This is a genomic window from Paenibacillus sp. GCM10027628 (assembly GCF_042676385.1).
Lineage (GTDB): Bacteria > Bacillota > Bacilli > Paenibacillales > NBRC-103111 > Paenibacillus_E.
On sequence record NZ_JBHTHA010000011.1, the window covers coordinates 34377 to 55910 of the forward strand.

The following is a 21534-nucleotide window of genomic DNA, read 5'->3' on the forward strand; positions in this document are numbered from 1 at the left end:
CGGTAGAATCAATGCTTCAAAGCGTCAAAATGCGAACATTTTTTAAAAGTTACAAGTTTTTTTTAAAGTCTGCAAAAAAAAGATCCGCCTGCATCAGGAAACAAGCTCCTAATCATACAGACGAATCCGTTTCAAATTTTGTTCAAACTATTGTTTATCCATTTCAACAACTTTGTCATCCAGCACATAGACCATCACTTGGTCTCCTGCTTGGAACGAAGAAGCTGTTAATACATCCGTACCTTTATGATAATAAGCTCTTGGGAAAATATTATAAACATTTTTATCGCTTGAGCTCGACGCTTTGAAATTCATTTGATTCACAATGTTATTATAACTTGCGAATTCACGTTTAGCTGCAGCTGCCACTTGAATAATCAGTTTATCGCTTGCATCCTTCATCACTTGAACGCGATCGCCCACTTTAATCGACGAAAAGCTCATCGGCGCCCCGCCGTTCAATTTAACTGCAAAATTGCTGCCGGCTGCGATCACTTGGCTTTTGCCGGTGAAATCTTGAACGGTCAAGCTCGACGTTGCAGAATCCACTGCGGTTACCTTACCGCGTACAGCGTCCACTAGCTCGGCTTTCACGACTGCCAGACCTTTAAACGTAAGCCTAACATATTCATCCGGCAAGAAATCTGTCATTGCGCCAACGGATTGATCAGCTCTTACAATGGGAACACCGTCAAGGCTAATAACTGACGTTGTATTGGCCTCATCCGCTACAGTAAGCTGTTTACTGTTGACATTAGGCAGGACCGTTTTATATAAAGCTGTTTTGCTAGTCACAATTTTTATGACCATCGTTTGATCAAAACTTAAGAGCAAGCTTACGCCATCGCCAACTTTCAAATCAGAAATCGTACTGTTTGGTTTATTTGCCAATTCAACCATTGGGGCATAGGTCAACTTAAAGCTTAAGCTTTGACCGCTGTCGGTTTTCAACGTAATATCGCTTGTTTGTAAGTTCAGTTGCGTCAGTGTCCCCGTTAATTGCGTAGACATTTGAATTTGTGTCACATTATTCTTGGAAACTAATAAATCTACATATTTGCCAGTCGTGAATGTATTAGCGAAACTGCTAAACGGCAACTTCATGCCATTATACATAATCGTCATGGACTCGGATAATTGATAAGCATGCGGAGCACCGGTATTATCCTTCACAGTCAAAATCTTATTCGTTTGATCATAAGAAATAATTTTAGCAAAGTATAAGTTCTCAATGGAACGGTTCGTCACCGTAATTTGCGTGACTTTATTATTTAATACATCCAGCTTCAGCTGATCTCCAGGAGAGATGTCATAAATACTGGCCGTTGTGAGACCGTTTATCAGCACTTGAACATTATCTCCGAGAAGATAAGAGGCCAGCGCACCGCCATTGGTTTTCGTTATCGTCAGATACGATTTGTCATCGCTTAAATCTTTCAGCGTACCTTCCACACTAACACCGACATCAGCTTGCTTGGTAACAATAATTTTAACAACTTCACTGTTTTGGACCGTGTACTCTACTGTATCACCAACATGAAGAGAATTGATATCGACCAAAGAGTTGTCTGCCAAAGTTGCGATTAAGTTGCTTGAAAATTTGAAACTCTCCTGCTGACCGGAAGTGCTTTCGAGCATAGTCAGCATCATGGAATCTTTATTGATGGTTTGAATGGTGCCATTCGCCTTTTTATTGACAGGTACTTGTTTAACAATAATGGATGTGTATTTATCGCTTTTTACGATTTTGCTTTTGCGAACTTGAATGATGCTGCCGTTCACGATTGAGGCAAGACTTAGACCTCTGCCATCCGCATCCGTAACCGTCACATCCGGCGTCAGGTCGTAATTCTCAAAATCATCCAAAGTCGCTTTCATCGTATTCATGTTGAGTTTCAGCAATTTGCCTTCATGGACATCCATTTGAAGCTCATCGTTCAATACTTCTACGTAATAAGCAGTTCCGCCAACTTGTACAAGCGAAACTTCATAGGTTTCTTGAATCGTTTTCGGATCTATCGGCATATCATCTTTTTTACCATAAAAAACTGCGTTTGGAGAAAGTTTGTATGTACTTGTATTGCCATCTTTATCCATAATTGCGATACTGCCCGATGTCAAGGTAGTCATGTACCCTCTGACAGCGCGAGACGGCAGTGTAGTCAGTTCTTTCTGGGAACGGCTGAGAAATGCGGCCATTTGAGCGCGTGTAACAGCCCCTTTAGGTTGGAAAGAACCATCCTCAAATCCATTTACGATTTGAAGCTGCACTGCAGCATTGACATAACCTAACGCGTTGTAGCTAATCGCGCTATTGTCATTGAAAGTACTTGGAGACGAACCCAAACTTTGGGCCAAAGACGCTTTACCGAGAGCACGGATGACTACCTCTGCAACCCATTCTCTCGTCGCTTTGCGTGCACCCCATTTTTCTTTCGATGTATCTCCTTGACTTCTTGCCTTTTCTTCTTCGTTCGTAATCAGCCCTTTTTGAAGCGCAATAGCGACATAATTACGGGCATAATTATCTACTTGCATGAAGTCGGGGAAGACGGTGGATGCCGTCAAGTTATCAACATCGCTTTGCAATCCCATCATGCGTGTTGCCATGATTAGAACATCCTGTTGGGATACTGAGTTTTCCGCCCGATAAGCGCCATCCTCGTAACCTTCAATGATTCCTTCCAACGCTAGCTTGGAAATATGCCGGATGCCCCAGTAATCTGATTTCACATCGGGAAAAGAAAGCTTCACTGAACCCGAGCCAGAGGATGACGTCTGGTTCGTAGATTCCGCTAAAGCCGGCGTAGCTGCAAGGCTCGTAGCGATTAAAGAACTTAGAATTGCACTTGCTAATTTCCTGTTTTTCATTGTTTGTATGGACTCCTCTGCATATTCATTTAATTAGGGCGTTTGATCGGGTACGGAAGCTCCAAATGTCCCATTAAACTTTCGACCTGTTTGCCATCTTTCAGTACATAGATGGACTTGATTTCCGGGAATTGAAAAACTGTCTTTTTCAACGCCTGCAAGAACAAATCCTCCCCAGGTGCGCCCAACTGCGTTTTGGGACCAAATTTAAGATCGATTTTCAAATCGCCTTTGGCCTTATCCAAGGTCACATTCGTAAACTTCATATCGTCAAACAAGGAGACAGCTTTAGCGTCATCGCTCGTTTTCAGCGCGTTAAGAGCAGCTTCGTAGACGTCGCCGTCCTGCTTAAAGCTAACGGTGACTTCTTTCTCGATTAATTTCATCTCGTCTTGATCGCTGTAATAGGCTTTCACTTTCTTTTGCTTCAACGCTTCAGGTGTTGCTGTAGGTGTCGGCTGCGGACTTTGAACGGCAGGCGACTGGACTTGCGTCGTTGGTTGCGGTGTTGCGCCTCCGACCTGCAGTCCTTTTTGACCGCAAGCGGTAACGGTTAAAGCAATGGCACTTACAAGAAGCGCACCTTGAATTAGTCGACTATGTTTGGTCATCTGACTCACTCCTTAAGAGCTTTCCGGCTGGAAAGCTAGCTTCATAAGCTTAAGCTTATTTGAGATTCAAGTATTCTTTGATGGCAGTAACTAGGGCGGCAGCTACTTGATCCTGAAAAGCTTCCTTGTACATGGCGGCTTCATCGTTTTTATTGGACAAATATCCGACTTCCACCAGGACAGCAGGCATGGTCGTTTTCTTAATGACCCGATAGTCCGCAACACGAACTTTACGGTCAGCAAATCCGGTTGCAGGGATTAGGTATTTGTGAATGACATTGGCAAATGAAAGGCTTTCCGGCCTGTTATAATAAGTCTCTGTACCCGACACGCTCGCTTTGGCGCTATTGCCATGTATGGATAAAAACAAATCAGCCTGATTATCATTGGCAAACGCTACGCGGCCGTCCAGCTCAACAAACGTATCATCCGTACGGGTCATTAGAACTTGAACGCGCTTGTCCTGAGAAAGAAGCTTCTGTACCTTCTTCGCTGTAGATAGGGTAAAATCCTTCTCATGTTTGCCTGTAATCGATAATGCGCCTGGATCTTGATCTCCGTGGCCGGCGTCAATAACTACGGTCAATCGGTGCTCCTCAATCGCCGAACTCCATTGATTCGGCTGATTCGAAGCTTGATTTCGGTAGTCAGCCGTGCCCTTCAAATCCAGGATCACTCTAACGGTTGACGGGCTGTCAGAGAAATTGGAAAACCGGACTTTCTGAACAAGCGGATGCTTGGAAGGTAACTCTCCTGCGTTATTCACCAATTGCTTGCGAAGCGAATCATCCAAAGTCATATTCGGAAAATCGAAAACGATCCGGTTCGGATTCGCCAGCTTCATCATCGTAGGCGCGAGCGTACCATCTTTTGCTTTAACAATAAGCTCTTTCTCGGACATTTCTATCGACGAAATGAGATGCGCGCTAGGGTTAGGCGTCTTATCACCCGTTCCAGAACCAGTCTCTGCTGGCGTCGTTGTTCCGGTAGTTGGGGGTTTAGTCCCTGTAGTCGGCGTCGTAGGCTTACCGCCTGCAACTTCTCCCTGGTTGGAGCCACCCATATCGTCCATATCATCCGCTGGCGCGGTAACCGGTTGGGATGAGACGTCATCCTTTTTGAACATGTGTACCGAATACGTCAAAGCGTCCCAATTGAAATCAACGCCTAATTGTTCGCCTACAAAACGCAGCGGCAGCATCGTATTGCCATCCACGATAACAGGAGCTACTTCCATCGTTTGCTTCTTCCCTTTAATGGAAGCGGTCTTGCTATCAATGGTCAGCTGGATATTCATATCGTCTTTGGTGATCGTTACTTTGCGGGCAGCTTCATCCCAGGCGACTTTCGCTCCGATTTCTTCCGCAATAATCCGTACGGGTACTATGGTATTGCCGTTTACGATGCGTGGAGCAACTTCGACTGTCTTCAGCTGCTTTTCATTCATAAATAACTTAATTACACTCGAAGAAGCTTCAGCCCCGAATGCATATGTAGGCAGGATCATCATCGTTACGAATAGTGTCAAAAATAGGGCAGGAAATTTCATCATTCACCTCTATGTAATGTCGGAATTAGGCATTATTATCGCATTTGGAGAACAGACAACCAGAATCTAGCAACAACTCTCTTATTATATCAAAATAGCAAAATTCCCGACAGCAAAACCTCCATTCTTACGACAATCTGGTATTCTATTAGACGTGTAAAACTGCCAAAAGTTGCAAACGAGAATCATATAAATGACTCATTTGATTATCTTCGTGTACACACAAGCTTTCATGAATATTCCCTATCAAAACATTGGGCCATTGCCATGTGACAATAGCCTATTGCCCGGCATATTAGTAAAGAGACTTACGCTAATATAGAGGAGGAAAGTTAGATGTTTACTCCCTGTCAATGTTATTCAGGTCAATACGATTACCTGCAAGAGAATTCATCGAATGATCCATCGACTGCATCATCCCTTGGCCCGTTCGATCGCTCAGTATCCGGCGGTTCTCCGCCATTTTTTTCCAAGAGCATGACGCCAAGCTCAACGACTGGGCCAAGTCCATTCCCGTTACCGAGCGCTCCGTTCACGCTCCCCGTCGCTCCATTTCTCCCACCCGGGTTTGGTCCTGCTATGGGGCAGCCTCCCATGATGCCCGCTCAACCAACGTTCCCAACCGCTCCATTCACGCTCCCTGTCGCCCCGTTTCTGCCACCCGGGTTCGGTCCTGCTATGGGGCAACCTCCAGGAATGGCTCCAATGCCGGTTGCCCCGCCGAGCCCTGCCCCTTTCGCGGCGCCAAGTCCAATTCCGAGTCCAATTCCGAGTCCAATTCCAAGCCCAGCCCCCGTATATGCCCTGCCACCGCAAGTCATGATGCAGTATAACAGCTTACAAGCTCAAATCAGCCAAAAACAACAAGAGATATCCGCGAAACAAATTGCGCAACAGATCAATTTAAACAAGGGTGGGGATATTGGAGAAAGGCAAAGGCTTTATCAAGAGGAAATGGCACTTCGTCAAGAATTAAATAACCTTATTAATCAACAGCAAGCACTAATAGCACCATATAAACAAATGCGTTTCTATTGATGCTATCTGAGCTTTCATGCATTCAATGGAAGGAGTGATTTCAATGAGTTATTATTCGCAAGCAATGGGCAGCGGTGCCATTCCGCCAACATTACCAACTATGCCGACTACGCCGAGTTATACTACGCCTATAGCGCCGCAAGGACCTCCTTTTTATGGGCCTCCTAATTTGCCGCCTTGGTGGTTAGCATTACCAAGCACGGTAGCTCCCGTCCCTAATGTCCTCTACATGGTTCCACATGTCCAGGGACTTACCGGACAACTTCAGCCGCTCATACCGTTGACGCCTAAACCGCAATCCCCTTGGTACTTGCCTTGGCAGTAAGCACAGACTTTTGCATCGGGCTATATTTTCAGAAAAAAAAGCGTACCCATCGATTATGATAATCAATGGGTACGCTTTTTTTGTTCTGTTATTTATAAGCCAAACGTTGTTTGTGAGCTTCTTCGTAAGCGGCGATTTTGTCCGCGTGTTGAAGGGTCAGGCCGATGTCGTCCAGACCTTGCAGCAAGAACTGGCGACGGTGCTCGTCAAGATCAAACGTAATGCTTAGACCGAAGTCGTCAGTCAGTTTGTTGTTTTCGAGATCAACATGCAGCTTATAGCCCTCATGTTTCGCTGTACGCTGGAACAAATCTTCAACCTGCTCTTCGGACAGCTTGATCGGCAGGATGCCATTTTTGAAGCAGTTGTTGTAGAAAATGTCCGCATATGACGGTGCAATAATAACGCGGAAACCAAAGTCTTGAATCGCCCAAGGCGCATGCTCGCGGGAAGATCCGCAGCCAAAGTTAGCTCTCGAGATCAATACGGAAGCTCCTTGGTAACGATCTTGGTTGAGCGGGAAGCTCTCAATCACGTTGCCTGCTTCGTCCCACCTCCATTCGAAGAACAGGAACTGGCCGAAACCGGAACGCTCAATTCTTTTCAAAAATTGTTTAGGGATGATGGCATCTGTATCTACATTCACACGGTCAACCGGGCCGACTAAGCCTGTATGTTGTTTAAAAGCTTCCATATTTTCATTCTCCTTTACTTTACCAGTCCATCATTCGAAATTATGCTTGTTGGTACTCTTTGATTTCCCAATCGCGCACGTCTACAAAGTGGCCTTTAATCGCTGCAGCTACAGCCATTGCCGGCGAAACGAGATGCGTACGTCCACCGCGGCCTTGACGGCCTTCGAAGTTACGGTTGGATGTGGATGCGCAGCGTTGTCCTGGTTGCAGAACGTCCGGGTTCATCGCCAGACACATACTGCAGCCTGCATCGCGCCATTCGAATCCTGCACCTTCGAATATTTTGTCCAAGCCTTCTTTTTCAGCCTGAATTTTGACACGTCCGGAACCTGGCACGACAATTGCAGTTACACTAGGATCTACTTTGTAGCCTTGTGCAATTTTAGCAGCTGCGCGAAGGTCTTCGATACGGCCGTTTGTACAGGAACCGATAAAGACATAATCTACTTTCAGTTCGGTCATAGGTGTTCCAGGCGTTAAGCCCATATATTCAAGCGCTTTTTCAGCCGCTTTGCGTTCATTTTCCGTTGCGAAGCTTTGCGGATCCGGTACTAATGCATTTACATTTGTTCCCATACCTGGGCTCGTGCCCCAAGTCACTTGCGGGATCAAGGAATCTGCATCGAAGTCTACAGTCCAATCGTAAGTAGCGCCTTCGTCCGTCACATATTGCTTCCATTGTTCAACCGCAGCGTCGAATGAAGCGCCTTGCGGCACATATTCGCGACCGCGCAGGTAGTTGAATGTCGTTTCGTCAGGAGCAATCAATCCTGCTCTTGCGCCCGCTTCAATGGACATGTTACACACCGTCATACGCTCTTCCATAGAAAGACCGCGGATCGCTTCGCCAGTGTACTCGATAACATAACCGGTAGCAAAGTCAGTGCCGTATTTAGCAATAACGCCAAGAATCAAGTCTTTTGCAGTAACTCCTGGTTTCAAACTGCCGTTGATGCGCACTTCCAACGTTTTGGCTTTGGATTGCTGCAAAGTTTGGGTAGCCAATACGTGCTCAACTTCACTTGTTCCGATACCAAAAGCCAGAGCGCCGAACGCGCCGTGCGTAGATGTATGGCTATCGCCGCAAACGATCGTTTTGCCCGGGTGTGTTAAACCAAGCTCAGGACCCATAACGTGCACGACACCTTGGTCGATGCTGTCCAGGTCGAATAATGTAACGCCGAAATCACGGCAGTTTTGCGAAAGCGTATCGATTTGTTGCTTGGAAATCGGATCTGTAATGTTGTAACGATCCTTCGTCGGAACGTTATGATCCATTGTTGCGAAAGTCAAATCCGGTCTGCGAACCTTACGTCCCGACATGCGAAGACCTTCAAACGCTTGCGGTGAAGTTACCTCATGCACCAGCTGCAAGTCGATATAAATAACGCTAGGCTTACCAGCTTCCTGGTGAATGACGTGATTTTCCCAAATCTTCTCGAACATCGTTTTTTTACTCATATCCAGTCACCTCTTGTCATAATCCGCTCTTAAATGTAAATTGCATTACCCTCATAACGTATACTAGCATGGATTTCATCATAGCTCCAAGATATAATAACTATAAGGTTCATAGGTAAAATCAATAAGCAGATCTTGTAAAGGGGGCCCCGAGATTCCATCGAAAATGCCCAAAATTAGCGGGAGGAATTCCCGATAACTAATTACCAAACGATATATGCAAATCAATTACCGGGAGCTTTTCCCGTTAATCCAACCAACTAAACAAAGGAGACACTCTTTTATGGAATTACGCCAACTTCAATATGCCATTCAAATCGCTGTGGAGCGCAATTTCTCACGAGCCGCGGAAAAGCTTCATATTGCTCAGCCTTCCCTCAGCCAGCAGTTATCCAAGTTGGAGAAGGAAATCGGCGTCCTTCTGTTTCAACGAAGCACAAACTCGGTTGAGCTAACGCATGCAGGCTCGCTTTTTGTAGAAAAGTCACAAAAAATACTCGACATGGTCGAGCAGCTCAAAAAAGAAATGGAAGACATTTCGCAGATGAAAAAAGGCCGCCTCGTCGTTGGCAGCATGCCGATTACGGGCTCAACCATTCTTCCGTTCGTAGTGCCTGCATTTCAAGCGGCCTATCCGGATATAGAGATTTCACTCGTTGAGGAAACGTCGGCAAACTTAGAAACATTGACAAGTAATGGACAAACGGATATCAGCCTGCTATCGCTGCCGTTAAGAGAAGATTCGCTTGTTTACGAGACGTTGCTCGAAGAAGAGATCGTGCTCGCCGTTCCGCCTCAGCACGCGCTTGCTGCCTCTAAAGAGCCGATCCGCATCGAGCAGCTCGAAGGCGAAGCTTTCATCGCTTTGAAAAAAGGTCAAGGATTCCGCAAGCTCACACTGGACCTGTGCCAGCAAGCTGGCATCGCCCCAAATATTGTTTTCGAATCGAGCAATATGGAGACGGTGCAGTCTCTTGTCGCCGCTGGCATGGGCATTGCCTTCGTTCCTTATCTAATATCAAGAAGGAGCTTTAGCGAGTTAGCGCCTGTCCACCTCCCTCTTGCAGGTCGTCCGGCACGCACACTTGTCATTGCCTACAAGAAAGGCCGATACATTTCTAAAGCGGCTGAAGCCTTTATCTCTACAATGAAAGAAGTAATGAACGACATCGTTTAGCGGAAGGAGAACCTACGGTAATGAACAAGACACAGCGCTTAATTCAATTAATGATGGCTGTCAACGAACGCATAAAGTTTACGGTAAAAGAAATGGCCGATGAGTTCGGCGTTTCCGAGAGAACAATGCATCGGGATTTGCAGGAATTGAGCGAGCTTGGCATGCCGCTGTACACGGAGTTCGGCCCTCATGGCGGCTACCGGCTGCTCAAAAAGCGGATGCTCCCGCCCATTCTGTTTTCCGAACAAGAAGCTGTCGCGATGTTTTTTGCCTTTCAATCTCTTCAATATTATGGAGCGCTTCCTTTTGAAGCGGAATCGTCTTCTGCACTGAACAAGTTTTATCATTACCTGCCAAGTGATGCGAAAGTAAGAATTGATGCGCTCAAGGATCGCGTATCCTTTTGGACACCGCTTAGAACACAGAGCTCTCCTTATTTACAGCAGATTGTTGAGGCCTCAATTGAAGGAAAACCTTTACATATAAGCTACGCCTCAAAAACAGGCACAACGCAAAGGACCATTCAACCGATCGGAATTTATTCCAATCATGGGTACTGGTACTTGCCTTCTTATTGTTTTCAAAAAGAGGGCTTTCTTTTATTCCGCGCGGACCGCATTCTCTCCCTGGAGCCTGCTGATGTCAATCATCCAGTGGCGGATTTGAGCGATTATACCATTAAGGAATGGCTCGAAACCGGTACCGCACGCGATGCCAATCAGCCCAAAATGAAGTTGCGGGTCAGATTCACGAACAATGGCGTGAGAGCCTATGAACGCAATCATGGTTTCGGCGGAAACTTGGAGCTTAACCAAAACGGCGGCGGGACGCTTGTTACGATGATGCATCGTGAGAATTTAGCCTACTTTTCCAGTTATTTTCTAAGCCTCGGTGCAGATGCCGTTGTTGAAGAACCCCTCGAAATGGTCGAGTGGATTCAGGAACAAGTTCGAGCCATGCATCATGCTTATTCTTTTCGGATATAGTCCTTCAATCGAAGAAATTGGACAAGAAATCACAAACCTTTTTGCCTTCTATTGCATAGGATATATCAAAATTTCTTATCGGTATTCAAATAATATTTGATACAGAAATATAGATATTTGTCCCTAGGAGGCGGAAAACATGACTTTATTACGAGCAATTGAGCAGTCATTCTGTAAATTGCAGCAGCCGACGCATGAGCAAATGAAATCAGCATTAATGTCTTTGGGCGAACTGCTTCATACGGTTCCTGATTATAAAACGGAGCCCTCAGGGCTCCCCTATGGTCGGAATGTTGTCTTCAGCAATCAAGATTTAGAAGTCATTATTATTTACATTCCAGCTAATCAAGCAACAGCCATTCATAATCACGGCTCATCCATAGGCACTGCATATTTGATTGAAGGATCTTTGGTAAATACAATGTACACGCTGGATTCCTACGGCTTCCCAGTACCTCTACATGACGATTTCATTCAGGCCGGACAATGTTTCAATGCGCCTGCCGAGCAAATTCATCAGCTCAGCAATCCGTTCCACGAACGGGCGATTTCGCTGCACGTCTACACGCCTCCGCTCAGGCAGGTAAACCGCTACTTGCCTTACAGCGAAATTTTGGATTATGTGATCTAAGAAAAAAAATCCCCTGAACCGCGCCGGATAGCGTGATTGCAGGGGATTTTTCCATTAAAACTGTAGCTTGCTTTCGATAAACGCCTTCAGCTCGCTGATCGGCATTCTTGTTTGCTCCATCGTATCGCGGTCGCGAACGGTAACTTGACCGTCTGTCTCCGACTCGAAGTCGTACGTGATACAGAATGGCGTACCGATTTCATCGTGACGACGGTAACGTTTGCCGATAGAACCTGCATCGTCGTAGTCGACCATGAAATGCTTCGCCAAATCGGAGAACACAGCCTGAGCGCCTTCCGCGAGCTTTTTCGACAGTGGAAACACAGCTGCCTTGATCGGCGCAAGCGCCGGATGGAAACGCAGCACGGTACGGCTGTCGTCACCTTCAAGCTGCTGCTCTTCGAACGCATCGATCAACAGTGCCAACGTTACTCGGTCTGCGCCGAGAGAAGGCTCGATGCAATAAGGAATGTAACGCTCGTTCGTCTCTTGATCGATATAATTGAAATCTTCACCGGAATGCTCCATGTGCTGTTTTAAGTCAAAATCAGTGCGGTCCGCGATACCCCAGAGTTCGCCCCAGCCGAACGGGAATTTGTATTCGATATCCGTCGTTGCGTTACTGTAATGAGAAAGCTCATCTTCATTATGGTCGCGCAGACGAAGGTTTTCCGCTTTGGCGCCCAAGGAGAGCAGCCAGTTGTGACAGAAACTTCTCCAATACTCGAACCATTTGAGATCTTCGCCCGGTTTGCAGAAAAATTCCAACTCCATTTGCTCAAATTCTCGCGTACGGAACGTAAAGTTACCTGGCGTAATTTCGTTACGGAAGCTTTTACCGATTTGGCCAATACCGAAAGGCAATTTTTTGCGCATCGTACGCTGTACGTTTTTGAAGTTTACGAAAATACCTTGAGCCGTCTCCGGACGCAGGTAAACGACATTGGCACTCGACTCGGTAACGCCTTGGAATGTTTTGAACATCAGGTTGAACTGACGAATATCGGTGAAATCCTTGCTGCCGCAATCCGGGCAAACGATATCATGCTCTTTGATCAGAGCCGCCATCTGGTCAAACGTCATACCGTCGACGATGATCTCGATATCTTTTTCAGCCAGCTTGCCTTCAATCAATTTATCTGCGCGGTGACGGGCTTTACATTGCTTACAGTCGATCATCGGATCGTTGAAATTGCCCACGTGGCCGGATGCAACCCAAGCTTGCGGATTCATTAGAATCGCTGCGTCCAAACCTACGTTATACGGGGACTCTTGGATGAATTTTTTCCACCAAGCGCGTTTGATGTTGTTTTTCAGCTCTACGCCGAGCGGGCCGTAATCCCAAGTATTGGCAAGACCCCCATACACCTCGGAACCGGGGAATACAAAACCTCTGTGCTTCGCTAATGCTACTACCTGATCCATGGTTACACTCATGTTCATTCTCCTTCATCTGTTCAAAATGGGTCCATTGACCTTCGACACCACCTTCGATGATGAGCGCAACAAAAAAAGGCTCATCATCCAAAGGCATCTAACATGCCTAGGGACGAGAGCCTTACGCACCCGCGGTTCCACCCTAGTTGATACGCATAAACTACCGCGCATCCCCTTTATCGAATTGGCTCCGAATTGCCTTTTCCCTGAACTTCATCTCTGGGCTTTCACCGTCCCCAGCTCGCTGAACATGAAGGTGCTTCAAGTACTATTCATTCATCACAGCCACAATTGTCATGCAATTGGATATAGTGTACAAAAAAACGCCAAAAAAATCAAATAACAGTTCGTTAAAATATTGATCGGGTTTAAAAAGTGCGCTTTCAGAACCGAGAAGGTTGGACGATATCCGAAGAAGGAGGAACGGAGCGTAGAGACTTGCTACGAGAGTACCGGACTTCCCGGATTCGTTCAAGATTCGATGTCGAGATACTACCTGAATTACTTCGTTATCAAAGTGTACTTTTTAAACAACCTTTTAGTATAAGTGAGGGCGGCGGTCTTCAAAAACTGGTATTTTCCCGCGAACACGCACCACTTCGCTCAAATCGATCGTTGCACGAAGTATCGTTTCGCTTTCATCACCTTCAACGAGCACTTCTCCCCAAGGGTCGATAACCATGGAATGCCCGAAAAAGTCGGTCGTACTGCTTGTGCCAACCCGATTGCAAGAGACAACATACATTTGATTTTCGATGGCTCTTGCCATGAGAAGCGTACGCCAGTGGTGCAGTCTCGGATGCGGCCATTCTGCCGGTACGAATAATATCCGTGCGCCGTCAAGCGCTAACTTGCGTGCAAGCTCAGGGAAACGAATGTCATAGCAAATCATCGCCCCGGCCGGTACGCCTTCAAGCTCAAATCGGCCTAATTGGTCTCCGCTTTGCAGGAATTTCTCTTCGTCCATGAGGCGGAATAAATGGATTTTCGAATACTCGGCAATTTCCCGGCCTTGACGGTCGAACGCATACACCGTATTCAGTACCTGATCGCCCCGTTTATCGGCAATGGAGCCTCCGATGATGTTCACGTTATGTTTCCGTGCAAATTCATTTAGAAAAGCTTTCGTTCGGGTACCGTCCCTGTCGGCCAAATCGTGAATCTCGGTTAAAGCATAACCCGTGTTCCACATTTCAGGAAATACGATCACATCCGGTTTAACGTCTGCGGAAACGGCTTCGTTTAACAACGCTTCCAACCGTGTATAATTCGCATCAGGTTCACCGATAGCGATATCCATTTGTATAAGTGCGATATTCAAAGTATGAGTGTCTTGCATAGTCTAACAAACCCCTTCCAAACTACATAACTGTCTTATTTCAATCCATTGTAGACGAATTGAGCGATGAACTCAATTGGGTTTAAATGCTTTGGAATGACCTCTGGCAATACTAAGCGTTTGCCAGTTCGCGCTAGCCAGATGCTTGCCCAGAAAAACCATTTGGCCTACATGGTAGCCGTAATGCGAAATTTGGCGTTGGATCGCTTGCAGCACTGTATGGCCTTCCCCACGAATATAGATCGTCCGCAGCACATCATCTGGCGTTAATGTCTTTAGAGCATGAAACAACACGCCCCAACCCTCTTCCCATAAAGCGACCAGCTCATCTCGCCCAAGCCGTTTGCCTTCAAATTCTCCATCCCTATCTCGAGTTTCCTTCTCTCCATCCGTTGTAAGAAAATCCGTCCACCTGGACAGCATATTGCCATGCATGTGTTTAATCAATACTTCCATAGAGTTCGATTCCGGGTCCAAAGTAAGGTAAAAATGCTCATCCTGCAGCTGCGTAAACGTTCGGTCAGCGAGTTTCTTCATACTTTCAAATGCACTAACCGATTCTTGTAAAAACACTACCGCTACTTGTGCTTCTGTTGTCATATGAACCACCTTCCAATTTTTGTTGTAATTAACTTTAGGTGAATTCTAGAAAGAAGTAAATTGTATTTTTTTCTTTCCCTTGAAAAAACCTCATTGCTCCCTATACACCACCCTATAATCATGGTACATTAATGATATTATTTAAATCCCGACCTACGGAGTGTGAATTAAATCGTGTCCAACCTATCGCAAACACAACCGACTTTTTCCATACAACCTGCCGAGCGGATGCAAGGACTGCCTACCCAGTTTTTTGCAACTTTAGTTCGTAAAGCGAATGAGCAAATCGCTCAGGGTCATGACGTTATAAATTTGGGACAAGGTAATCCTGACCGCCCCACACCGGCTCATATTGTTCAATCGATGCAAGAAGCTGCGGCAAATCCGCTTTATCACAAATATCCGCCTTTCAGCGGGTTTCCTTTTCTGAAAGAGGCGGTCGCTCAGCGCTATAAGGAAGACCACGGTGTCGACCTCGATCCTGAGACGGAAGTCGCGATCCTCTTCGGGGGCAAAACGGGCTTGATTGAAATCAGCCAGTGCTTGCTCAATCCTGGAGACGTCTGCCTCGTGCCTGACCCGGGTTACCCCGATTATTGGTCCGGCGTGGCACTTGCAGGAGCCGAGATGGCTTTCATGCCACTGAAAGAAGATAACAACTTCTTACCGGACTACTCGGCAATCAAGGAGTCTGATCTGAATCGGGCAAAGCTGATGTTCATTAACTATCCGAACAACCCGACCGGAGCGACCGCCCCTGCCTCTTTCTATAATGAAACCGTTGCATTCGCACAAAAACACGGAGTCGTTGTCGCCAGTGATTTCGCTTATGGTGCAATCGGATTCGATGGACAAAAGCCCGTTAGTTTCTTATCTACTCCAGGCGCCAAAGAAGTAGGCGTTGAGTTCTACACGCTATCCAAAACCTACAACATGGCCGGCTGGCGCGTCGGTTTCGCGCTCGGCAATCGGGAAATTATCCGCCTGATCAACTTGATGCAGGATCACTACTACTGCTCACTGTTCGGCGGGATTCAAGTTGCTGCGACTTCAGCATTAACTGGTCCGCAAGACTGCGTATCCGAACTGCGTGGTGTCTATGAAAACCGTCGCAACGCACTATATCGAGCACTTTCAACCATTGGCTGGAACGCACGCCCGTCACAAGGCTCGTTTTTCTCTTGGCTGCCTGTGCCAAAAGGGCACACTTCTACAAGTCTTTCCGATCTGCTGCTGCAAGAAGCGAAGGTCGTGGTCGCCCCTGGCGTCGGCTTCGGTACGCATGGCGAAGGTTATGTAAGACTTGGTCTGCTTTCGACCGAATCAAGGCTCGAAGAAGCCGTACAACGGATTGGCAAACTGCATCTGTTTGATTAAGAAGAACCATCTGCTGCTTTACAAAGGCTTGTACACCGTGCTATTCTAGATAGAACTAAAAAAGGAAGACTTCAAAAACTTCCAAATCGCAACGTTATGATGGGAATAGTAGGAAGCGATGTTATCGCGCTGCAGAGAGTAAGCTCCACCGGCTGAGAGAGCTTACCGTGAACCGATTCCGAACCCGCCCCTGAACGGTCAACGACGAGTTGAACAGTCCCCTGCTGTTATTTAGGGAATCTAGAGTTGGGTGCAGCCTTGATGGCTTGCGCCAATCTAAGGTGGTACCGCGGAAGCGACAGACTTTCGTCCTTATTTGTTATGAGGACGGGAGTCTTTTTTGCATTTACATAATCGGAGCCAAAAGGATGGGATCGCAATGACACAACGAATCGTCGTCAAAATCGGAAGCAGTTCTTTAACTTCCGAAACGGGCGGCTTGAACCCGGATAAAATACGATTTTTCGCGTCGGAGTTGGCGCGCCTGCAGCATGAAGGCTATCAAGTGCTGCTTGTCACATCCGGCGCAGTAGCCGCAGGCTTCACTTCATTAGGCTATCGCACGCGGCCTAAGGTACTGCATGAGAAGCAGGCCGCAGCTTCGGTCGGGCAGGCGCTGTTGATGCAGGCGTACCACGAAGCTTTCGCGTCGCACGGGATCAGCGTGGCGCAAATTTTGCTGACGAGGTACGACTTCTCTAACCGCAAGCGCGTGCAGAACGCGCTCATGACCATCGACGAGCTGCTGCAGCGCGGCGTCGTGCCGATCATCAACGAGAACGACACCGTCTCAGTGGATGAGCTCAAATTCGGCGACAATGACACCTTGTCGGCGCTCGTCGGCAATCTGGTGAAAGCCAGCCGATTGGCCATCATTACGGACATGGACGGCCTGTACACGGACGATCCACGGAAGAACGCGAACGCACAGCGGATCGATCGCGTAGATGCGATCAGCGACGAGCTGTTCAGCTTCGCTGGAGGCTCCGGGAGCGCGGTCGGCACCGGCGGCATGCGCTCCAAAGTCGAGGCCGCCCGCATCGCGATGCGCGGGGGCGTGCCGGTCTTCATAGGGCGCGTGCTCGAGCCCTATGACTTATCGCTTGCCGTTGAAGGCCGCGGCAAGGGCACTTACTTTGACACGGCGGTGAATAATCTGCCGGTCAAGAAACAGTGGGTCGGCTACCACTCGCTGCCCCAAGGACGCATCATCGTCGACCCGGGCGCCAAGAAGGCGCTGCTCGACAGCGGCAAAAGCCTGCTCCCCGCAGGCGTTACGGCGGTTGAAGGCGACTTCCACCCCGGCGACGTCGTCGAGGTGATAAGCACCGACACAGCGCTGCTTGGACGCGGCGTCGTCAACTACGCGGCCTGGCAGCTGCAGGCCGTAGCAGGCTTATCGAGCGACGAGGTGCAAAAGCGCGTCGAGGTCGTTCGCATGGAAGTCATACACCGCGATGAATGGGTTCCGTTGCCATAAGCAAAAACCATCCGAACACTGGCAAATCTTTTGCATCAAGAAGGGTTTACCATAAGAAAGCGAGGCACCACAAGCATGAGACAACAACATCTCCTCAATCCGACATTGCGGGACGTACCGGCAGATGCTGAAGCGGCCAGCCACCGCCTCATGCTTCGCGCCGGACTTATCCGCCAGTTATCCAGCGGCATCTATTCGTACTTGCCATTGGGGTTAAAAGCATTACGCCATATCGAGCGAATCGTTCAAGAAGAAATGAACGCGGCCGGCGCGCAAGAAATTTTGATGCCGACGCTGCATCCTTCCGAATTGTGGAAAGAGTCCGGACGCTGGAACATCTATGGCCCTGAGCTTATGCGCCTTGAAGACCGTCATGGCCGAGAATTTGCCCTGGGTGCAACGCATGAGGAAGTGATTACGGCACTGGTTCGCGATGAAATTCAATCCTACAAAAAACTTCCGGTCACTCTTTATCAGATTCAGACGAAATTTAGAGACGAACGAAGACCCCGATTCGGGCTGCTTCGCGGACGGGAATTTCTGATGAAGGACGCCTATTCATTTGACCGCACGGCTAGCGGGCTGGATGAAAGCTACAAACGCATGTACGACGCTTACGTGAGAATTTTCACGCGTGCAGGTCTCCGGTTTCGCGCGGTTGAAGCCGATTCCGGGGCTATGGGAGGCAGTGACACGCATGAGTTTATGGCACTCGCAGATGTTGGAGAGGATACCATCGTCTACTGTTCAGCCTGTAACTATGCGGCTAACATCGAGAAAGCCGTTAGTGCCATATCTTCAAGCAACAATACTGTCATCACGTATGAGCCGCCGCTGAAAAAGGTTCACACGCCTCATATCTCAAGTATCAGGCAATTAGGTGAATTCCTGCATATCCAGCCTGAGAAGATCATCAAATCGATCGCACTGAAAGCAGATGGATCCCCTATCGTCGTTCTGCTTCGAGGTGATTATGAATTGAACGAAATCAAGCTGATGCAAGCTATCGGCGTTAACCAGCTCGAATTAATGACCGAAGATGAGATTAAGAGTGAACTTCACTCCACCGCAGGCTTTATCGGTCCCGTAGGTCTCCATCTTGTTCGAATGATTGCCGATCATTCGGTTCGATCGATGACAGATGCAGTGGCAGGGGCTAATGAAAGAGACTTTCATCTTCTTCACGTGGACATAAACCGCGATTTACCCGAGTTAACATATAGCGATTTACGAAATGTAATTGAGGGTGAACCATGCGTTCACTGCGGTCACGAACTTGCTTTTGCAAAAGGGATTGAGATCGGGCAAGTATTCAAGCTAGGAACGAGGTATAGTGAAAAACTGGGGTCAACGTTCAACGATGAAAACGGTACGGCCCAGCCCATGATCATGGGTTGCTACGGTATCGGGATTTCAAGGGTACTTGCTGCCGTTGTCGAGCAAAACTATGACGATCGAGGCATCATCTGGCCTCAAGCCATTGCTCCGTACACCATTCATCTCCTCACTGTTCATGTGCAGGATGATATTCAAATGAAGGTATCGGAAGACCTTTATACCAGCTTAACGCATGCGGGGTATGATGTATTATGGGATGACCGGGATGAACGTCCTGGGGTTAAATTTAACGATGCCGACCTCCTTGGCTTTCCCCTTCGTTTGACAGTCGGCAAGAAAGCTTCGGAGCATATCATCGAATGCAAGGAACGCCGTACCGGAGAGCTGTATGAGATCCCCGTACATCAAATACTCACGCACTGCCAAACAATTTTTCATACAGGAGGTAGTTTAAAATGAGTGAAGTCGCTCAAAAATCAAAACTGGCCAAACAAGCTGCCCAAACGATGGGCAACTTAACAACCGAACAGAAAAACGCCGCCTTGCTGCTTATGGCTGACGCACTCGTTACCAAGCAGCAGGCGATTATCGAGGCTAATGCCAAAGATTTACAGCGCGGCAAGGAATCAGGTATTAGCTCCTCCCTGCTCGACCGTCTGGCACTCAGCGAGTCGCGGATTGCCGCTATGGCGGAAGGTCTTCGCCAAATTGTGGAGCTGCCTGATCCAATTGGGGATACGCTGGAGGCTTTCGAGCGCCCTAATGGTCTGCGCATTACTAAAATTCGCGTGCCGCTTGGCGTTATCGGTATTATTTACGAAGCCAGACCTAACGTCACTGTCGATGCGGCCGGTTTATGTCTCAAAACGGGTAACGCAGTTGTCCTGCGAGGCGGCTCTTCAGCTTTATTTTCCAATGAGAAAATCGTTGAAGTACTTCACGGCGCCTTAAGCCGTTCTGCAATACCGGTTGATGCCCTGCAATTCATACTCAGTCCTGACCGCTCTTCCGTCGATGAGATGTTGAAATTAAACGGTCTCATCGATGTGCTGATCCCGCGCGGCGGGCACTCGCTTATTCAAAATGTTGTCAATAACGCGTCCGTCCCTGTCATTGAAACAGGAGCAGGTGTATGTCATACTTTTATAGATGAAAGTGCTCAACTTGAGATGGCGATTCGTATCGCCGTGAATGCGAAAGCGCAGCGTCCTTCCGTTTGCAATTCGATGGAGACGATGCTTGTCCATGAAGCTTTCGCTGCTAGGCACCTGGGAGCTCTTGCCGATGCTTTTGAAGCTGCCCATGTTGAATTAAGAGGCGATGATCACGCCAGAACGCTTGCCCCTTCGATGAAAAAAGCCGAGCCAGGCGATTGGGGTACCGAATATGGAGACTATATCCTGAATGTCAAAGTCGTCCCGAATCTTGATGAAGCTTTAGCTCATATTCGCAAGTACAGTACCATGCATTCCGAATGCATTGTGACGGAACATACCGCGAATGCGGAAAGATTCCTGCAGGAAGTGGATGCAGCCGCCGTGTATCACAACGCATCAACGCGTTTCACGGATGGCTTCGAATTCGGCTTTGGCGCCGAGATCGGCATCTCTACACAGAAGCTGCACGCTCGCGGACCTATGGGGCTGCCGGCTTTAACTTCAACCAAATACCGCATCTACGGAAACGGTCAAATACGGGAATAATTTCGCATTCGAAGGGAGAAGCTCTTATGTCCACATCCTTATCTCAGGTAAAAATCGCATTTGTCGGCGCCGGTTCGATGGCCGAGGCCATCTTCCGCGGTCTGATTGAGCGCAAAGTCGCCGATCCGCACCAGCTCTATGTTATGAATCGTTCCGATCAAGCCAGAATGGCTCAGCTTCGCGCACAATACGGTGTGCAAACGACATCCGACGCCGGAACAAGAGAAGATTACATTCGCGGCGCCGATATCGTTGTTCTATGTATGAAGCCAAAAGATGTGGAAACGTCTTTTGCAGATCTGCAGCCGCTGTTGAATGAAAAACAGATGCTCGTATCCGTTATTGCCGGTCTCTCCATTTCCAAGATTGAGCGGCTGCTGCAAACGAGGATGCCCATCGTTAGGACAATGCCAAATACATCCTGTACGATCGGACTTGGAGCTACCGGCATGAGCTTCTCAGCATCGGTGAATGACGACTATAAACAATTAGCCACCGATATGTTCGAGGCCGTTGGGATCGTGAGCGTCATTGAAGAATCGAAAATGGAAGTTTTAACGGGCGTATCCGGCAGCGGTCCGGCGTACGTGTACTATTTTATGGAAGCCATGATCAAAGCGGCGATCGAAGGCGGACTGAGTGAAGAAGATGCACGTCAGTTAACATTGCAAACCGTACTTGGCGCTGCCCATATGGTGCAAATCACGGGGGAAGATCCCGCTGAGCTGCGACGCAAAGTTACCTCGCCTAACGGCGCTACGCAAGCTTCGATAGAGGCGCTGGATCAACATCAGTTCACAGAAGGTATTGTTCGCGCTGTATTCCGTTCTGCCGAACGTTCCAAAGAAATGGGCGACCAAATCGCTGCCCATCTAGCTAGCATGAAATCCATATGATTCGTTACTTTCTTTATCTA

19 protein-coding genes are annotated in these 21534 nt (G+C 47.8%); 10 read left to right on the plus strand and 9 right to left on the minus strand.

All coding sequences use genetic code 11. The features are described 5' to 3' along the window. Nucleotides 1-147 precede the first annotated feature (147 nt). The 4 genes from ACFQZT_RS11675 to ACFQZT_RS11690 form a co-directional block, all read right to left on the minus strand. Nucleotides 148-2871 (minus strand): S-layer homology domain-containing protein, encoded by a 2724-nt coding sequence (locus tag ACFQZT_RS11675; RefSeq protein ID WP_379299856.1) that lies wholly within the window; start codon nucleotides 2869-2871, stop codon nucleotides 148-150. 29 nt (nucleotides 2872-2900) lie between these two features. After that, nucleotides 2901-3482 (minus strand): GerMN domain-containing protein, encoded by a 582-nt coding sequence (locus tag ACFQZT_RS11680; protein ID WP_379299858.1) that lies wholly within the window; start codon nucleotides 3480-3482, stop codon nucleotides 2901-2903. 55 nt (nucleotides 3483-3537) lie between these two features. Beyond that, nucleotides 3538-5034, minus strand: a complete 1497-nt coding sequence (locus tag ACFQZT_RS11685; RefSeq protein WP_379299860.1) for an N-acetylmuramoyl-L-alanine amidase family protein — start codon at nucleotides 5032-5034, stop codon at nucleotides 3538-3540. Between the two features lie 371 nt (nucleotides 5035-5405). Further along, entirely contained in the window at nucleotides 5406-5567 is a 162-nt protein-coding gene (locus ACFQZT_RS11690) for a hypothetical protein (protein ID WP_379299862.1), read from the minus strand. A gap of 169 nt (nucleotides 5568-5736) precedes the next feature. Here ACFQZT_RS11690 and ACFQZT_RS11695 point away from each other — a divergent pair, with 169 nt between their 5' ends. After that, nucleotides 5737-6069: a hypothetical protein gene (locus tag ACFQZT_RS11695; protein ID WP_379299863.1), complete on the plus strand. Its 333-nt coding sequence runs from the start codon at nucleotides 5737-5739 to the stop codon at nucleotides 6067-6069. A 43-nt stretch (nucleotides 6070-6112) separates the two neighbouring features. Next, nucleotides 6113-6394 (plus strand): hypothetical protein, encoded by a 282-nt coding sequence (locus ACFQZT_RS11700; protein WP_379299865.1) that lies wholly within the window; start codon nucleotides 6113-6115, stop codon nucleotides 6392-6394. 88 nt (nucleotides 6395-6482) lie between these two features. Here ACFQZT_RS11700 and leuD read toward each other — a convergent pair whose 3' ends face one another. Beyond that, nucleotides 6483-7088: a 3-isopropylmalate dehydratase small subunit gene (gene leuD / locus ACFQZT_RS11705; protein WP_379299867.1), complete on the minus strand. Its 606-nt coding sequence runs from the start codon at nucleotides 7086-7088 to the stop codon at nucleotides 6483-6485. Between the two features lie 40 nt (nucleotides 7089-7128). Further along, nucleotides 7129-8550 (minus strand): 3-isopropylmalate dehydratase large subunit, encoded by a 1422-nt coding sequence (leuC, locus tag ACFQZT_RS11710; protein ID WP_379299869.1) that lies wholly within the window; start codon nucleotides 8548-8550, stop codon nucleotides 7129-7131. Nucleotides 8551-8833: 283 nt separating this feature from the next. Here leuC and ACFQZT_RS11715 point away from each other — a divergent pair, with 283 nt between their 5' ends. The 3 genes from ACFQZT_RS11715 to ACFQZT_RS11725 all read left to right on the plus strand — a co-directional run bounded on the left by ACFQZT_RS11715 (nucleotide 8834) and on the right by ACFQZT_RS11725 (nucleotide 11344). After that, entirely contained in the window at nucleotides 8834-9727 is an 894-nt protein-coding gene (locus tag ACFQZT_RS11715) for a LysR family transcriptional regulator (protein ID WP_379299871.1), read from the plus strand. A gap of 20 nt (nucleotides 9728-9747) precedes the next feature. Then, nucleotides 9748-10713, plus strand: coding sequence for a helix-turn-helix transcriptional regulator (locus tag ACFQZT_RS11720; RefSeq protein ID WP_379299873.1), 966 nt, complete (start codon nucleotides 9748-9750; stop codon nucleotides 10711-10713). 139 nt (nucleotides 10714-10852) lie between these two features. Further along, on the plus strand, nucleotides 10853-11344 hold the full coding sequence (locus ACFQZT_RS11725) for a cysteine dioxygenase (protein WP_379299875.1): 492 nt from the start codon (nucleotides 10853-10855) through the stop codon (nucleotides 11342-11344). Between the two features lie 54 nt (nucleotides 11345-11398). On the opposite strand, the gene ACFQZT_RS11730 is transcribed toward ACFQZT_RS11725, so the two are convergent. From ACFQZT_RS11730 to ACFQZT_RS11740, 3 genes are all read right to left on the minus strand, one after another. Continuing rightward, on the minus strand, nucleotides 11399-12781 hold the full coding sequence (locus ACFQZT_RS11730; protein ID WP_379299877.1) for a glycine--tRNA ligase: 1383 nt from the start codon (nucleotides 12779-12781) through the stop codon (nucleotides 11399-11401). A 538-nt stretch (nucleotides 12782-13319) separates the two neighbouring features. Further along, on the minus strand, nucleotides 13320-14120 hold the full coding sequence (locus tag ACFQZT_RS11735) for a carbon-nitrogen family hydrolase (RefSeq protein WP_379299879.1): 801 nt from the start codon (nucleotides 14118-14120) through the stop codon (nucleotides 13320-13322). Nucleotides 14121-14192: 72 nt separating this feature from the next. Further along, nucleotides 14193-14720, minus strand: a complete 528-nt coding sequence (locus ACFQZT_RS11740; protein ID WP_379299881.1) for a DUF1572 family protein — start codon at nucleotides 14718-14720, stop codon at nucleotides 14193-14195. Nucleotides 14721-14894: 174 nt separating this feature from the next. On the opposite strand from ACFQZT_RS11740, the gene ACFQZT_RS11745 reads away from it, so the two are divergent. The 5 genes from ACFQZT_RS11745 to proC all read left to right on the plus strand — a co-directional run bounded on the left by ACFQZT_RS11745 (nucleotide 14895) and on the right by proC (nucleotide 21514). After that, nucleotides 14895-16097: a pyridoxal phosphate-dependent aminotransferase gene (locus ACFQZT_RS11745; RefSeq protein ID WP_379299883.1), complete on the plus strand. Its 1203-nt coding sequence runs from the start codon at nucleotides 14895-14897 to the stop codon at nucleotides 16095-16097. Between the two features lie 379 nt (nucleotides 16098-16476). Then, the gene (gene proB / locus ACFQZT_RS11750; protein ID WP_379299885.1) at nucleotides 16477-17577 is read left to right on the plus strand and encodes a glutamate 5-kinase; all 1101 of its coding nucleotides are present in this window, start codon (nucleotides 16477-16479) and stop codon (nucleotides 17575-17577) included. 75 nt (nucleotides 17578-17652) lie between these two features. Beyond that, nucleotides 17653-19374, plus strand: coding sequence for a proline--tRNA ligase (locus ACFQZT_RS11755; protein WP_379299887.1), 1722 nt, complete (start codon nucleotides 17653-17655; stop codon nucleotides 19372-19374). Beyond that, nucleotides 19371-20618, plus strand: coding sequence for a glutamate-5-semialdehyde dehydrogenase (locus ACFQZT_RS11760; RefSeq protein ID WP_379299889.1), 1248 nt, complete (start codon nucleotides 19371-19373; stop codon nucleotides 20616-20618). Before ACFQZT_RS11755 ends, ACFQZT_RS11760 begins: the two co-directional genes overlap by 4 nt. Before the next feature lie 26 nt (nucleotides 20619-20644). Further along, nucleotides 20645-21514 carry a pyrroline-5-carboxylate reductase gene (gene proC / locus ACFQZT_RS11765; RefSeq protein WP_379299891.1) on the plus strand — a complete coding sequence of 290 codons (870 nt, stop codon included), beginning with the start codon at nucleotides 20645-20647 and terminating at the stop codon, nucleotides 21512-21514. Nucleotides 21515-21534: the final 20 nt, after the last annotated feature.